Consider the following 14283-nt stretch of genomic DNA (forward strand, 5'->3'; position numbering starts at 1 on the left):
CCTCCGGCGAACGTGTCGCATGCTTCGAAGCCGAGCTGACGGCCGCGCAACCCGGGCGAACACGCACGATGCGAATCGCCGCGACAATCGAGGCGCGGGACGGCCACCGAACGGTCTCGAATCCGATGGCCGCGATGCTTCATTCGTGCCGCCAACCGCGGCGGATCGCGAAAACAGCAAGCCGATTCACGCGAAATTCAGGTCGATCACCTGATAGAACGCGTTGGCGGTATCGGCGACGTCCCACGTCGCGAGCAGCACGTGATAGCCGGTGCGAGCGGGCAGATTGAATTCGTGAATCGTGTCGCCTCTGGGAATCAGCTCCCGGTCTGCGTCCGGCCCCCAGTACGGCTGATACGTGTTCAGATAGACCTTCAGCGGATCGGGCTCGAAATGCGCGCGCGCGAGCCGCGCGTGGGTGTCCCATCCGGGCTTGGTGATCCAGTACGTCCAGCGCCGCGTCTTGTGCGGCATCGAATACGACCACGTGATTTGCAGCGACTGCCCCGAGCGCACCGCATGCTTCTGCCAATGTGCGACGGAATCGGGTTCGTTGAGTTGCGCACGGGCATCCGCCGTGCGCCCGCCGCTCGCGATTTCGCCGTCGCGAGGCGGCACGCCGTTGGCGACATCGTCCGGCGCGTCCGGATCTCTCAGCCCACCTTGTGTCGCGGGAAAGAATTTGCCGCCTTCCAGCTCGTTGACCTGCCCGAAGTCGAGCTTGCCTGCTTCGTAGAGATACACGGCGCGCGATTCGGGCGTGATGACGCGACCGTGCCGCGGAGAAATTGACGAGGACCTCGTTGCGCTTCTCGAATCGGTAGTGCTCATTTCGCCTCCTTTGCTGCAAACATGCCGGACATCGGCAAGACCGACGTTTGGAAGCTATTCGCGATACCAATGAAATTGATGCTAGGTTCTCCATTCGAATGACGCCAATAAATTTATCGAGAACCCCCTTTCTGTCGTTTTATATTTTTCATTAGAGAAATTGAATCAAGATCCGTGTATGGGGCGATCAATAAAGGATTCCCCCGGCCGCCGATCCGGCACTCGGAGCGTATGGTGATTACATAGATTCATGAAAAATTACAAATTTAGAAACATTGCGCCCGAAGCCGAGGGTGCGGCGCGGCGCGCGATCAGGCGAGCGCGGCGTGAGCCCGATGCCGCGTTGCACGTTGCGCCCACGAGCAGGGTTGTCGGCGGTCAAGTCGCCGATTCGGCACGGACGCGATTCGTGTTCGGCGGAAGATGGAGATCGCGGTTGTCGCGCTACTTGAACGTGGGTCCCGCGCCTTCGCTCTGCCGAGAACAGGCGGCGACGAGTTCCTGCACGGCGTAAGTGTCCTTCACGCCCCCGAGGCTATCCAGGATGCACGTGTGATACGCGCGGTCGCGCGGCAGCAACATCGCCCAATTCCGGTAGAGCTGATCGCACGCATTGCGCATGAAGCCCGTCGCGGTCGGGTTCCGGCTTCCCCGCAACGCGTTGAGAATGCACTGGTTATACCCCTGCTCTTCGTTGAACGCGGCCGCCGAAAGCGGGCTGAGGATGGCGACGAGCAACAGACTCCTGGCGGTCAGATGCATGGTTTTCACCTTGAGGACTACGTTGGGTGTAGGCGTCGGGTTGCTTGGCGACATGGTGACGTGTCCGCGCTGCGGCGGAATTTTCGCGATCGTGAGCGTCAAGAGCGGACTCGACATGACGTTCGGCGTATGCGCCGCGTGAAGCGCGAGGCGACATTTCGGAAGCTGCGCACGGCGCGGTATTTACGCATCGACGTAGACAGCGCAGGCCTTGCGATTGGCTTCGACGAACGGCTCTCGCGCATCGCGCGTGTCCACCAGGAGGGCCAGAAGGCGTTCGTCGAGCCGGGCGGGCCATTCGCGCAGTATCCGGTTCGCGTCGTGCTCGGTTTCGCCGACGCCGATCGCGAACTCGTACGCGATCGACTACTACGCTATCTGCAGCGCTGAGTTCGCGCCTATACCCGCACCGACGTTGTACGGTGACCGGGGTTGCGCAAGCCATAAACGGCCCGTTAATGCCCGAATTCCAACTGGGGGCTTGTCAACAGCAACTATCCTGGCAATTCTCTTTCACTTCAAGATTCTATCATCGGAAATAACGGGGCATGTGTGTCGCAAATTTTATGTACACGCGACGTTACTCGGGAAATGACAACGACTATGCCAGCGTTACCAATCGGTCGAATTTCAAGCCTTTCATCTTCTACCCCGCTACTCGTGGTTGATTGATATATCCCCGCGCTCAATAGGCGATCGGTGTGGTAAAAAAATGGCCGCATACGATTACAACAACACCGGGCCAAAATGAACTCCGAACAACTCGCCTACAACGTGCTCAACCGCATTACGCTGACTTGGGCAGCACTGACGATCGAGGCCCGACTCCTCATCGCCATTGCACTCGCTGCGATCGGTGTCGCCTTTCGATCGAGTCGCCGACGCGCGCAATTACATAGGCAAAGAGAACTCGATCCGATCAAGCGGGTGATCTACAACCCCAAGCAGTTCCGGCGCCCCCGCCAGCGATAAATAGGAACCGATTTAACCCATACCGATACCCTGCTAGACTCCAGTCTTAGGAATAAGCCAATTTATTAGCAATTTCCCAAGTTCGAGAGAAGTATCTAGGAAAATACTAAGTCGGCCAAGGGAAATGTTACGATGACTGCAGAACTGCTCGACGCCGCCCAACGGACTCAAGGGAGCCTATCCGCATTCGCGGAGCAGCTCGGGGTCGCGCCGTCGAAGTTGTCGGAATGGCAAGTACAAGCCCGATGCGACGCATATCGCCCAGCTTGCATAACTGACGGGGCTGCCGGTATTCGAGACGCTCGCGGCGATCGAAACGACGCTCGAAGCCGATCGGGCGTCAGTATGGATTCGTGCTTTGGGGAATCTGCGTGCGGCGGGTGTAGCGGCGACTGTGGTGCTTGGCGCTACCGCCGTGGTGAGCTTGACTTCAAAACCGGCTGACGCGGCTGAAAAAGCCGAAGAAAACAAAGACTTGGCGCGCCCGGCTGGGATCGAACCAGCAACCCCTGCCTTCGGAGGGCAGTACTCTATCCATTGAGCTACGGGCGCTTACGGATGCGTTGCGACCCTAGATGTTCGCAACGCGTAGCAAGATTGCGAGGATACCTTGTTTCCGCTGGGCCGTCCACTGCGGCCCAGCATCCGCCCAGGGCTTCCGCATGAAGGCCCCCATGAATCAAGGCTGAGAGCGGAAAAGGTTGTTGTAAACATTTGGCGTCTCAGGTTTACTCTCGATTTTTGCCGGACGAGAGATGGCATCGATCATGGACGCGTTTGCCGAACTGCGGGACCCGCGCTGCCGCGCCTGCCGTTATCCGTTGCAGGAAATCCTGTTTGGCGCCCTGTGCGCGGTTTTATGCGGCGTCGAGGACTGGGAGACGATGACACTGTGGGGCCGCACGCAGCTTGCTTGGCTGCGTAGCCATCTGGCGTATGAGAACGGCGTGCCGTCGCCCGATACGTTCCGGCGGGTATTCGGCGCGCTCAGTGCGAAAGCGTTTGAGCGCTGCTTCATCGACTGGGTCGGGCAACTGTGTCCGGCGCTGGCTGGCCAGCATGTGGCGATTGACGGCAAGGCGGTGCGCGGCAACCGTAGCGGCACGCATGCGGCGCTGCATTTGGTGTCGGCATGGTGCTCGAACAACGGCTTGAGCCTCGGGCAAGTGAGCACGGCCGATAAGAGCAATGAGATCACGGCGATCCCGGAATTGCTGGCCGCGCTCGATTTGCAGGGCGCGACGATAACGATCGACGCGATCGGCACGCAGCACGAGATCGCACGCACGATCGTGGAGGCCGGGGCCGACTACGTTCTGGCGGTCAAGGACAATCAGCCGCGACTGGCCGAAGGCGTGCGCCAGTGGTTTGCGGCTGCCCAGGACGGCAAGCTCGAAAGCTCGTACTGGGAGCACACCGAACATGACAAAGGCCACGGGCGGCTGGAGACCCGGGTTTGCCGGGTCAGCGATGATGTGGCGTGGCTGAGCGGGACAGGACAGCACTGGGCGGGTCTCCAGCGGCTGGTGATGCTCGAGCGCACACGCCAGATTGGCGAGAAAGTGACGACCGAGCGCTGTTACTACATCAGCTCGAAAGCGGTGAAAGCAACTGAGATGGCTCCGGTCATCCGTGCTCATTGGGGCATCGAAAACCAACTGCACTGGGTCCTCGATGTCTCGTGGGGCGAGGATGCCAGCCTGATCCGCGACACCCTGGCCGCCCGCAACATGGCCAGTCTGCGCAAGATCACACTCAATCTCGCCCGGCTGGCTCAGAGTCGGCAGCCCAAGAAGGTGAGCCTGAAGAACATCCGTAACCTCGCCGCATGGGATACCGCTATGCGTGACTCCATCCTCGGCCTTGCCTGACATGCCTCTTCATGCGGAAGCCCTGAGCATCCGCCCAGGGCTTCCGCATGAAAGCCCTTGTCATTGAAGGCCGAGAATGGAACTTCGCAGATCGGGATCCCAGGCGGCGAGGTTGCGGATGTTTTTGAGGCTGACCTTCTTGGGCTGCTGTTGTTGAGCCAGCCGGGCCAGATTGAGGGTCATTTTGCGCAAGGTCGCCATGTTGCGGGCGGCGATCTTGTCGCGGATCAGGCAGGCATCTTCGGCCCACGAGACATCGAGCACCCAGTGCAGTTGGTTCTCGATGCCCCAATGAGCCCGGATCAGTTGCATCATTTCCGCCGCCTTGGCCGGTTTCGAGCTGATGTAGTAGCGCTGCTCGGTCGTGAGCTTCTCGCCGATATGGGGTGTGCTCTCGACCATCACCAGCCGCTTGATGCCGGCCCACTCCCGGCCCAGTGCCGACACAGCCAGTCCACGTCCTCGCCGACGCGGCAGATTCGGGTTTCGACGCGGCCGTGCGCCTTGTCATGCTCGACTTGCTCCCAGTAGGAGTGCTCCAACTGGTCCTGCCGGGCCGCGGCGAACCACCGACGCATCCCTTCGGCCAGCTTCGGCGGTTCTCCTTGACCGCCAGCACGTAGTCCGCCTTGGCCTCGACGAGGGTTCGCGCAATCTCGTGCTGGGTGCCCATTGCATCGATGCTCACCGTCGCGCCGGTCAACTCCAGCGCCTTCAGCAATTCCGGAATCGCCGTCAGCTCGCTGCTCTTATCGGCCGTGCTCACTTGCGCCAAGCTCAATCCGTTATTCGGGCACCACGCCGAGACCAGATGCAGCGCCGATGCCTCGCGGCTGCGGCTGCCTCGCACGCTCTTGCCGTCGATCGCCACGTGCTGGCCGGCAAGGCTCGGGCATAAGCCGCTGATCGAGGCAATCTCTCGGGCAAAAGTCGAGCGTAAACCTCAGCCGATTCTTGTTTACACCCCCCTGTTTATCGAGGCCTTCATACGAAAGCCCTGCAGCATCCGCCCCGCCGCCTTCTGGCATCGCCCCGCCAAGCACCCCAAGCCCCGACGTGCGGGTAAACACGCGCCGGCCGATCGCTCGCCGCCATGTAAACGTTCCGTCGTCTATAATCGACCGAGCTTCACCCCCAGCCATTCATTGCCGTACCGCTCACAATTCCTATTCACGGAGACGAGGCAAGCATGAGCGAAGCATCCCACGGAGCCCCCATCAAAACCCCCGGGCAACTCATCGCAGTTATCATCGCTTCATTCGTCATCCCGATCGCGATCATCGTCCTGTTCGCCACCTACGCCAATCACGCGTTCCGCACGGGCGCCGGCACCGACGGCCTGTCCGACGAAGCCATCGCGAAACGCATCGCCCCCATCGCGCAGGTCGACATCAAGGACGCGAATGCGCCGCGCGTCTACAAATCAGGCGAGGAAGTCTACAAGGCCGTCTGTGTAACCTGCCACGGCACCGGCGCGGCCGGCGCGCCGAAGTTCGGCGACACCGCCGCCTGGGCGCCGCGCATCGCCGCCGGCTACGACGAAGTCCTGCACCTCGCGCTGACCGGCAAGGGTGCAATGCCGCCGCGCGGCGGCACGAACCCCGACGACTATAGCGACTACGAAATCGCGCGCGCAGTCGTCTATATGGCAAATCAGGGCGGCGCGAAGTTCGCCGAACCGGCACAGCCCGCCGCAAACGCGGCCCCCGCCTCGGGCGCGTCCGCGCCGGGCGCATCCGATGCGACGGCCGCCAACGCGCAGGCCGCCGCCGCAATGGCCGCGATCGCCGCGTTGCCGAAATCCGGCGAAGCGCCCGCGGCCGGTGCAAACGCGGAAAACTCGGCGTCGGCCGGCAAGGCGCTGTACGAATCGACGTGCCAGGCCTGTCACGCCACCGGCGTGCTGAACGCGCCGAAGTTCGGCAACAAGGCCGACTGGGCGCCGCGCCTGAAGGATTCGATGGATACCGTCTACAACTACGCGCTGCACGGCAAGGGCGCGATGCCGCCGAAGGGCGGCTCGAGCGCGTCGGACGCCGACGTGAAGGCGGCGGTCGATTACATGGTCAACGCCGCCAAGTAACAACACGCGCGCCACCACAACGAACGAAAAACCCCCGCGTTGCGCAAGCATCGCGGGGGTTTCTGCTTTGTCGGGGCCGGCAATCGGAGAGCAGCCTCGGAAGGCAGCCGCGCATCGGCCAATTCGCCCGTCGAGCTGGCTGGCCAATGGGCCGAACGCAACGCACCGAACGACATCATCCGCCATCGCACCGCGCGCCGGCCCGTGTCACTTCTGCAGCAACGCCTTCAGGCTCGCGAGCCGATCCTTCGGCGTCATCGGCGCCTCTTCCGGCGTCGGCGGCGGCGCTTCGTCGAGCCCCATCTCGGCGATGAAGCGCGACTGCTCGCAGACAATCGTCTCGCGCGCCCGCTTGCGCTTCTTGCACCAGTTCAGATGCAGGCTGCGCTGCGCGCGCGTGATCGCGACGTACATCAGCCGGCGCTCTTCCTCGATCCGCTCGTCGTCGATCGGGCCGTCGTCGCTGCCGCCGCTGTGCGGCATGATCCCTTCCTCGACGCCGACGAGAAACACGTGCGGATACTCGAGCCCCTTCGACGCGTGCACGGTCGACAGCCGCACCGCGTCCGGGTCCTCTTCCTTGCCTTCGAGCATCGACATCAGCGCGACCGTCTGGATCAGCCCGAGCAGGTTCTTGCCTGTATCGGCGAGGCCGTCCGCGTTGTGGAAGCCTTCGGCCTCGCCGTCGACCGCCTCGCCCGGCTCCGGCTTCGTCCCCTTGCGCTTCAGCCATTCGAGGAATTCGAGCACGTTCTGCCACTTCGTCTGCGCCTGCCGTTCGTCGTACGCGTCGTACAGATACGCTTCGTAGTGGATCGCGTCCATCATGTCGTCGAGGACGACGGTCGCGGGCTCCTTGTCCGCGCGATCGGTCAGCCGCTGGATGAAATCGCAGAAGATCCGCAGCGGCTCGATCTGCCGCGCGGACAGCCGCGCCTCGATCCCGCCCATGTACACCGCCTCGAACAGCGACACCTTCGCCTGCCCCGCGAACGCGCCGAGCGCCTCGAGCGTCGTGTTGCCGATCCCGCGGCGCGGCGTCGTGACCGCGCGAATGAACGCGGGATCGTCGTCGGCGTTCGCGATCAGGCGCAGGTACGCGCACAGATCCTTGATCTCGGCCTTGTCGAAGAACGACTGGCCGCCCGACAGCACGTACGGAATCCGCTCGCGCCGCAGCACCTGCTCGAAGATGCGCGCCTGGAAGTTGCCGCGATACAGGATCGCGTAATCGCGAAACTGCGTGCGCCGCTCGAACTTGTGCGCGGACAGGCGAAACACGACCGATTCGGCCTCGTGTTCCTCATCGTTGCACGGCGTGACGGTGATCGAATCGCCCATCCCGTGCTCGGACCACAGCTTCTTCTCGAACAGCTTCGGATTGTTCGCGATCACGTTGTTCGCGGCCGTCAGAATCCGCACCGTCGACCGGTAGTTCTGCTCGAGCTTGACCAGGTGCAGCTTCGGGAAATCCTTGCCGAGCTGCGCGAGGTTTTCGAGCGTCGCGCCGCGCCAGCCGTAGATCGCCTGGTCGTCGTCGCCCACGGCCGTGAACGCCGCGCGCGGCCCCGCGAGCAGCTTCAGCAGCTCGTACTGGCACGCGTTGGTGTCCTGGTATTCGTCGATCAGCAGATAGCGCAGCTTGTTCTGCCAGCGGTCGCGCACCGGCTCGTTTCTCGCGAACAGCTCGGTCGGCAGGCGGATCAGGTCGTCGAAATCGACCGCCTGGTACGCGTGCAGCGTCGCGACGTAGTTCCGGTAGACGAGCGCGGCCTGGTGCTCGTCCTCGTTCGCCGCGATCGTCATCGCCTCCTCGGGCGTGACGAGGCCGTTCTTCCACAGCGAGATGATCGTCTGGATCTTGCGGATCAGGCCCTTGTCGGTCGTGCCGATCTGCTCCTGGATCATCCCGAAACAGTCGTCCGAATCCATGATCGAGAACTGCGGCTTCAGGCCGACGTGCTCGGCCTCCTGCCGCAGGATCTGCACGCCGAGCGAATGGAACGTGCACACCGTCAACTGGTTGACGGGCACCTTGCGGCCTTCCTTGCCGGGCGTCGTGAGCGTCTTGCCCTCGAGGAGCTTGCCGACGCGCTCGCGCATTTCGGCGGCGGCCTTGTTCGTGAACGTGACGGCGGCGATGTGGCGCGGCTCGAAGCCTTTTGCCTCGATCAGGTGCGCGATCTTCTGCGTGATGACGCGCGTCTTGCCGCTGCCCGCGCCGGCGAGCACGAGGCAGGGACCGTCGAGATAGCGCACCGCTTCGCTTTGAGCGGGATTCAGGCCTGCGGACATGATTGCGGATGGTGTTGCGGTTGACGGCGGCGAAGCCGGAAGGCGCCGCGAGCGAAGCGCGGCCGGCGTGCGCAAGGCCGCGCCCGGCGCGGCGAACGGCGTCGCGGGACGCGCATGTTAACACGGCGGCGGCCGGCGATTCTCTCGCAAATGTGAAACAACGGTCACGTTGGCCATTCGGACGGTGCGCGTCGGGCGTTCGCGCGACAGCGACGCCTGCCGGCGACGCGACGTTCGCCCGGACGGACGGCCGCTCCGCGTCTTCGCATCGCGAGGCGCTCTGGTAGCATGCTCCTTTTACCGGACGCCCTCGCGATGCTCGCGCTGAAGCTCACGCTGGTCCCGCTGTTTCTGCTGCTCGTGTCGATGTCGGGCAGATGGTGGGGGCCATCGATCGCGGGCTGGCTCGCCGGGCTGCCGGTCGTCGCCGGTCCGATCCTCTTTCTCGTCGCCGTCGAGCGCGGCCCAACGTTCGGCGCGCATGCGGCGCTGCTGTCGCTGTCCGCAATCGCCGCGTCCGAGGCGTTCAACTTCGCGTATGCGTGGACCTGCCGCCGGCATCGGTGGCCGCTCGCGCTCGCGGCCGGCCTCGCCGCCTGGGGCGCCGCAGCCAGCGCGCTCGCGCGACTGCCCGCGACGCCGCTCGCCGCAATGGCCGTCGCGCTCGCGGCGACATGCTTCGGTCAGTCCTGCCTGCCGCGCGGCGCGGCGGTCGTGCCGCGCGCGCCGTTGTCGCGCGCCGATCTGGCCGGCCGGCTCGCTGCGGGCGCGATGCTCGCGTTTGCCGTCACGTCGCTGTCCGGCGCGCTCGGCGCCGCCTGGAGCGGCCTCCTCGCCGTGTTTCCGCTCCTCGGCAGCGTGCTGTCGGTATCGTCGCACCGCGCGCACGGGCCGGACTTCGTCGTCCACCTGCTGCGCGGGATGGTGCTCGGCCGCTTCTCGTTCGCGGCGTTCTGCCTGTGCGCCGCGCTCGCGCTGCCGCATCAGTCGGCCATTCCGGCGTTTGCCGAAGCCGCCGCGCTGGCGATCGTCGTGCAGGGCATGACGAGGCGGTTCGCGGGGCAACGCGCCCGGCCGCCCGCGCTCGCGCGGGCCGCGACGCCCGACTGAACAATCGCGCGCCGCTATCATGAGCGCGCGCGCCCGACCTCGACGCCCATCCTCACGGAACGCCATATGGGATACCACTTCGCCACCGCCGCACTCGGCCCGTTGCTGCTCGCACAAGGCCGCCGCGTCAGGCGGGTGACACCGCGCCTCGCCGAAGCCGACGGGCCGCGCAGCGGCGTCGACGGCGCCGGGCCGCCGCTGCGCCTGCTCGTGCTCGGCGATTCGGCCGCTGCGGGCGTCGGTGTCCCGACCCAGTCCGACGCGCTCGTCGGGCAGCTCGTGCGCGCGCTCGCGCCGTTCCATCGCGTCGAGTGGCGGCTGCTCGCGCGCACCGGCGCGACGACGCGGGATCTGCTCGACTGGCTCGATGCCGAGCCGGACGCGCACGTCGACGCGGTCGTCACGTCGCTCGGCGTCAACGATGTGACGGACGGCGTGCCGCCCCCGCGCTGGCGCGACACGCAGGCGGCGCTCGTCGAGCGGCTGACGACGCGCTTCGGCGCCGCGCACGTGATCCTGACCGCGGTGCCGCCGATGCATCGTCTTCCGGCGCTGCCGCAGCCGCTCAGGTGGTATCTCGGGCTGCGCGCGGGGCGCCTGAACGCCGTGCTGTCGCGCTGGGCCGCCGGGCAGCCCGCTTGCGAGTTCCTGCGGGTCGACATGCCGCTCACGCGCGACGCCATGGCGTCGGACGGTTTTCATCCGGGCGCGCGGGCCTGTGCGGCGTGGGCCGAGCAGGCCGCCGCGGCAATCAGGCGGCGGTTGGCGGGGGCGGCGCCGTTGCAGGCGGCGGGCGGCTGACGCACTCCGGCGAACGCGTTTCAGCCTCCGGCTCACGAACCGGCAATCCGTCGACAATCGCCGGCCGATCGACGGAATGCGGGCGCACGCCTTGTCCGTTCGGCCAGCGTCGCCGTCAAACCGTTCCGCCCCCCATTCGGCATGCCACAATAGGCATCCGTCGCCGTGCGGCGTCCGAGCCGCGGCGCCCCCGTTTCGCAAGCAGACAGGATCGTTCATGTCGTCAATGCTCAAGATTGGTTTGATGGGTTTCGGTTTTGCAGGCGCGACGTTCCACGCGCCCGTCATCGCGCACAGCGGCCGCACGCAGCTTGCCGCGATCGCGACCGGCCAGCCGGACCGCGCGGCCGCCGCGTATCCGGGCGCCGTCGTCGTGGCGGATCTCGACGCGCTCGTCGCGCGCGAGGATGTCGAGTGCGTCGTGATCGCGACGCCGAACGACACGCATGTCGAGCTGGCGAAGCGGGCGCTCGAAGCGGGCAAGCACGTGGTCGTCGACAAGCCGGTCACGCTGTCGGCCGCCGATGCGCTCGTGCTCGCGCGTCTCGCGGCCGCGTGCGGCCGCGTGTTCGCTCCGTTCCACAACCGCCGCTGGGACGGCGATTTCCTGACCGTGCGCCGGCTCGTCGAAAGCGGCGAGCTCGGCCGCATCGCCTATTTCGAATCGCACTTCGACCGCTTCCGCCCGCACGTGCGCACGCGCTGGCGCGAGGAAGCGGCGCGCGGCGGCGGGCTGCTGTTCGATCTCGGCCCGCACCTGATCGATCAGGCGCTCGCGCTGTTCGGCGCGCCGGACACGGTGAGCGCGACGGTGAAGACCCGCCGCGACGGCGGCGACGCGCCCGACTTCGTCCACCTGCAGCTCGGCTATCCGGACAAGGACGTCGTGCTGCACGCGAGCGCGCTCGCGGCGATCGAGCCCGCGCGCTTCACCGTGCTCGGCACGCAGGCCGGCTATCAGAAGCACGGGCTCGACACGCAGGAGGATCAACTGAAGGCGGGCCTCACGCCGGACGATGTCGAATTCGGCGGCGGCAACCCGCCGGGTGTGCTGCGCGGCCTCAACGGCGAACTCGAAGTCGAGCGGCCTGTGCCGACGCTCGACGGCCAATACGCGGAGTTCTATCGCGCGCTCGCCGCGTCGATTCACGACGGCGCGCCGTTCCCCATCGCGCCGCAGGACGCCGTCGACGTGATGACGATCATCGAGCTCGCGATGCGCAGCGAACGCGAAGGCCGGCGTCTGCCGTTCGTGCGCGAAGTGGCCTGAGCAGGCGGCGGCGCGATCGTGCCCTTCGCGTCCGGGCCTTGATCGCCGACAAACGGTTACAAACAATTCGGAAACGAACGTCATCTCGGTGCCGGTCTGAGCCGTTCGTCCCTTTACTGTCCGGCATCGACAATCAGGAGAATGTAATGCAACGGTTGATCCGCGCGGCGGCATGCTGCGTCCTCGTCTCGTCGCTCGCGGCATGTGTGGTCGCGCCGCAGCGCCCGGCGCCTGCGCCTGCGCCCCGCCCCAGTCCGCAAGTGGTCGGCTACGAGCGGATGCAGCAAATCCAGGGCCGCATCGACAACCTGAGCCATCGCATCGACGCGCGCGTGAACGCCGGCTACTATCCGCCGCCGCAAGGCGCCGGGCTCCATCGCCGGCTCGACGTGATCCGCCAGGAATCAACCGACATGGCCGCCCAGCATGGCGGCGGCCTGTCCGCCGACGAGCAGCGCGTACTCAATCAGGAACTCGACGTGGCCGCGCGCGCGATCGGCGAGTAAGCGTCCGGCGGTCTCCGGGCCGCCTGTCAGACGATACTTCGACGCGCGGCTTCGGCGCCCTTTTCGCCCAGGCCGCGCGCGCCGAGGGAATGCTTCGCGATTCCGCCCCCGGCCCGCTCACCGCTCACGACGAACGAGCGCCCCATCCCATCCGCAGCCCGCGCCGCCAACGCCGGACGCGCCGCCGCTTGCCTTAAAGCGACAGCGATTTGCCCAAATTGACAACCCATTCGCGCTCGCGTACATTCGCCCGCACGCGTCGGGAGAGCGTGCGGCCGCCGTCCGTTGATCGAAAGGCAAGCCGCGCCGCCGAAGGGGCACACCCGCAAACTCTCAGGCAAAAGGACCGACCGCGTCGAAGAACCCGTCTGGCCACATGCGTCGGACGACGTTTTTCGCACTCTGGAGAGCGGCAGTAGCCGCGTGCGCGCAACGCGACGCACGGGCAGGCTGCCCACCGAAGGGGCGCGCGCGAGCCGGATCGAGTCCGTCGCGCAATCTCTCAGGTATCGAGGACAGAGGGGCATGCACGCATCGCAGGCGGCTTCATGCGCCGGCGGTTCGCCGAGTTGCCGTTTTGTTTTCGCGCCCGGGCTTCAAGCCCGGCCGTCTTGCCTGGGACCCCGATGACCGTTCTCAAAATCACCCCGCTTCACGCCGCGCATCGCGCCCTCAACGCCCGCATGGTCGATTTCGGCGGCTGGGACATGCCCGTCAACTACGGCTCGCAGATCGAAGAGCACCAGGCGGTGCGCACCGATGCCGGCATGTTCGACGTGTCGCACATGTGCGTCGTCGATTTCACGGGCCCGCGCGTGCGCGCGTTCTTCGAGCACGCGCTCGCGAACAACGTCGCGAAGCTGCAAACGCCCGGCAAGGCGCTCTATTCGTGCCTGCTGAACCCGCAAGGCGGCGTCATCGACGATCTGATCGTCTACTACTTCACCGAGGATTTCTTCCGCGTCGTCGTGAATGCCGGCACCGCCGACAAGGACGTCGCGTGGTTCAACCAGCTCAACGAGCAAGGCGACTTCGGCCTCACGATCGCGCCGCGCCGCGACTTCGCGATCGTCGCCGCCCAGGGCCCGAACGCGCGCGCGAAGGTGTGGGACACGATCCCCGCCGCGCGCGCCGCGACGAGCGAGCTCAAGCCGTTCAACGCCGCGCAGGTCGCAGGCACGCCGTTCGGCGACCTCACCGTCGCGCGCACCGGCTACACCGGCGAGGACGGCTTCGAGATCATCGTCCCGGCGACGCACGTCGAAGCGCTGTGGAACGCGCTCGCCGAGCGCGGCGTGCGCCCGTGCGGGCTCGGCGCGCGCGACACGCTGCGCCTCGAAGCCGGCATGAATCTGTACGGCCAGGACATGGACGAGACGGTGTCGCCCCTCGACGCCGGTCTCGCGTGGACGGTCGATCTCGCCACGCCACGCGCGTTCGTCGGCCGCGACGCGCTCGAAGCGAACGGCTCGCGCGCCGCGTTCGCCGGCCTCATCCTGCAAAAGGAGAACGGCCGCGCGGGCGGCGTGCTGCGCGCGCACCAGAAGGTCGTGACGCCGCACGGCGAAGGCGAGATCACGAGCGGCACGTTCTCGCCGACGATGCAGGAATCGATCGCGTTCGCGCGCGTGCCGAAGGACGTCGCAATCGGCGACACGGTGCACGTGCAGATCCGCGACAAGCAACTCCCCGCGCGCGTGGTAAAACTGCCGTTCGTGCGCAACGGCAAGGTGCTCGCGGTCTGACGCGAAGCAACCGGCGCGCCCGCGCGCGAATCGAGAC

General features: G+C 65.8%; 12 protein-coding genes, 1 tRNA gene, 3 pseudogenes and 2 riboswitches. Of the genes and pseudogenes, 10 read left to right on the forward strand and 6 right to left on the reverse strand.

Features of this window, described 5'->3' with window-relative positions:
- Positions 1-186 precede the first annotated feature (186 nt).
- Both WT16_RS16595 and WT16_RS16600 read right to left on the reverse strand, forming a co-directional pair.
- On the reverse strand, positions 187-831 hold the full coding sequence (locus WT16_RS16595; RefSeq protein ID WP_015601293.1) for a lytic polysaccharide monooxygenase auxiliary activity family 9 protein: 645 nt from the start codon (positions 829-831) through the stop codon (positions 187-189).
- Positions 832-1275: 444 nt separating this feature from the next.
- The gene (locus WT16_RS16600; RefSeq protein WP_015601972.1) at positions 1276-1593 is read right to left on the reverse strand and encodes a VF_A0006 family four-cysteine protein; all 318 of its coding nucleotides are present in this window, start codon (positions 1591-1593) and stop codon (positions 1276-1278) included.
- 34 nt (positions 1594-1627) lie between these two features.
- Between WT16_RS16600 and WT16_RS34970 the strand changes: the two are divergent.
- The 3 genes and pseudogenes from WT16_RS34970 to WT16_RS31555 form a co-directional block, all read left to right on the forward strand.
- A pseudogene (locus tag WT16_RS34970) lies at positions 1628-1720 on the forward strand (PAAR domain-containing protein); the annotation flags it as partial.
- Between the two features lie 8 nt (positions 1721-1728).
- Positions 1729-1983: pseudogene (locus WT16_RS16605) on the forward strand (phage virion morphogenesis protein); the annotation flags it as partial.
- A gap of 357 nt (positions 1984-2340) precedes the next feature.
- Positions 2341-2565 (forward strand): hypothetical protein, encoded by a 225-nt coding sequence (locus WT16_RS31555; protein ID WP_082874833.1) that lies wholly within the window; start codon positions 2341-2343, stop codon positions 2563-2565.
- A gap of 476 nt (positions 2566-3041) precedes the next feature.
- On the opposite strand, the gene WT16_RS16610 is transcribed toward WT16_RS31555, so the two are convergent.
- A tRNA-Arg gene (locus tag WT16_RS16610) sits at positions 3042-3117 on the reverse strand.
- Between the two features lie 203 nt (positions 3118-3320).
- Between WT16_RS16610 and WT16_RS16615 the strand changes: the two genes are divergently transcribed.
- Complete coding sequence (locus tag WT16_RS16615) at positions 3321-4436, forward strand: ISAs1 family transposase (RefSeq protein WP_063533711.1); 1116 nt, start codon at positions 3321-3323, stop codon at positions 4434-4436.
- Positions 4437-4496: 60 nt separating this feature from the next.
- On the opposite strand, the gene WT16_RS34975 is transcribed toward WT16_RS16615, so the two are convergent.
- Together WT16_RS34975 and WT16_RS34980 are read right to left on the reverse strand one after the other, a co-directional pair.
- The gene (locus WT16_RS34975) at positions 4497-4883 is read right to left on the reverse strand and encodes an ISAs1 family transposase (RefSeq protein WP_231892072.1); all 387 of its coding nucleotides are present in this window, start codon (positions 4881-4883) and stop codon (positions 4497-4499) included.
- A gap of 148 nt (positions 4884-5031) precedes the next feature.
- Positions 5032-5310 (reverse strand): annotated as a pseudogene (locus WT16_RS34980) (ISAs1 family transposase); the annotation flags it as partial.
- Positions 5311-5625: 315 nt separating this feature from the next.
- Here WT16_RS34980 and WT16_RS16625 point away from each other — a divergent pair.
- The gene (locus tag WT16_RS16625; protein ID WP_006023880.1) at positions 5626-6519 is read left to right on the forward strand and encodes a c-type cytochrome; all 894 of its coding nucleotides are present in this window, start codon (positions 5626-5628) and stop codon (positions 6517-6519) included.
- 207 nt (positions 6520-6726) lie between these two features.
- Here the strand turns inward: WT16_RS16625 and WT16_RS16630 are convergent, their stop codons facing one another.
- A complete protein-coding gene (locus tag WT16_RS16630) occupies positions 6727-8814 on the reverse strand; it encodes a UvrD-helicase domain-containing protein (RefSeq protein ID WP_063533713.1) in 2088 nt (695 codons plus the stop codon).
- 315 nt (positions 8815-9129) lie between these two features.
- Here WT16_RS16630 and WT16_RS16635 point away from each other — a divergent pair, with 315 nt between their 5' ends.
- The 5 genes from WT16_RS16635 (at position 9130) to gcvT (ending at position 14246) form a co-directional block, all read left to right on the forward strand.
- On the forward strand, positions 9130-9924 hold the full coding sequence (locus tag WT16_RS16635) for a hypothetical protein (protein WP_063533714.1): 795 nt from the start codon (positions 9130-9132) through the stop codon (positions 9922-9924).
- A gap of 66 nt (positions 9925-9990) precedes the next feature.
- Positions 9991-10725 carry an SGNH/GDSL hydrolase family protein gene (locus WT16_RS16640; protein WP_015602172.1) on the forward strand — a complete coding sequence of 245 codons (735 nt, stop codon included), beginning with the start codon at positions 9991-9993 and terminating at the stop codon, positions 10723-10725.
- Between the two features lie 217 nt (positions 10726-10942).
- Positions 10943-11995, forward strand: a complete 1053-nt coding sequence (locus WT16_RS16645; RefSeq protein WP_063533715.1) for an oxidoreductase — start codon at positions 10943-10945, stop codon at positions 11993-11995.
- Between the two features lie 146 nt (positions 11996-12141).
- Positions 12142-12501, forward strand: a complete 360-nt coding sequence (locus tag WT16_RS16650) for a hypothetical protein (protein WP_009913980.1) — start codon at positions 12142-12144, stop codon at positions 12499-12501.
- A 250-nt stretch (positions 12502-12751) separates the two neighbouring features.
- Positions 12752-12861, forward strand: a riboswitch (glycine riboswitch).
- Positions 12862-12893: 32 nt separating this feature from the next.
- Positions 12894-13030: riboswitch (glycine riboswitch) on the forward strand.
- Between the two features lie 97 nt (positions 13031-13127).
- Positions 13128-14246, forward strand: a complete 1119-nt coding sequence (gene gcvT, locus WT16_RS16655; RefSeq protein ID WP_063533716.1) for a glycine cleavage system aminomethyltransferase GcvT — start codon at positions 13128-13130, stop codon at positions 14244-14246.
- Positions 14247-14283: the final 37 nt, after the last annotated feature.

Origin of the sequence: Burkholderia sp. MSMB1589WGS (genome assembly GCF_001636105.1) — a bacterium.
Taxonomy (GTDB): Bacteria; Pseudomonadota; Gammaproteobacteria; order Burkholderiales; family Burkholderiaceae; genus Burkholderia; species Burkholderia humptydooensis.

Bases quoted from the DNA above. Each gene is read 5' to 3' on its own strand.
- WT16_RS16595 (WP_015601293.1), bottom strand. From the start codon at position 831: ATGAGCACTACCGATTCGAGAAGCGCAACGAGGTCCTCGTCAATTTCT.
- WT16_RS16600 (WP_015601972.1), bottom strand. From the start codon at position 1,593: ATGCATCTGACCGCCAGGAGTCTGTTGCTCGTCGCCATCCTCAGCCCG.
- WT16_RS31555 (WP_082874833.1), top strand. From the start codon at position 2,341: ATGAACTCCGAACAACTCGCCTACAACGTGCTCAACCGCATTACGCTG.
- WT16_RS16615 (WP_063533711.1), top strand. From the start codon at position 3,321: ATGGCATCGATCATGGACGCGTTTGCCGAACTGCGGGACCCGCGCTGC.
- WT16_RS16625 (WP_006023880.1), top strand. From the start codon at position 5,626: ATGAGCGAAGCATCCCACGGAGCCCCCATCAAAACCCCCGGGCAACTC.
- WT16_RS16630 (WP_063533713.1), bottom strand. From the start codon at position 8,814: ATGTCCGCAGGCCTGAATCCCGCTCAAAGCGAAGCGGTGCGCTATCTC.
- WT16_RS16635 (WP_063533714.1), top strand. From the start codon at position 9,130: ATGCTCGCGCTGAAGCTCACGCTGGTCCCGCTGTTTCTGCTGCTCGTG.
- WT16_RS16640 (WP_015602172.1), top strand. From the start codon at position 9,991: ATGGGATACCACTTCGCCACCGCCGCACTCGGCCCGTTGCTGCTCGCA.
- WT16_RS16645 (WP_063533715.1), top strand. From the start codon at position 10,943: ATGTCGTCAATGCTCAAGATTGGTTTGATGGGTTTCGGTTTTGCAGGC.
- WT16_RS16650 (WP_009913980.1), top strand. From the start codon at position 12,142: ATGCAACGGTTGATCCGCGCGGCGGCATGCTGCGTCCTCGTCTCGTCG.
- gcvT (WP_063533716.1), top strand. From the start codon at position 13,128: ATGACCGTTCTCAAAATCACCCCGCTTCACGCCGCGCATCGCGCCCTC.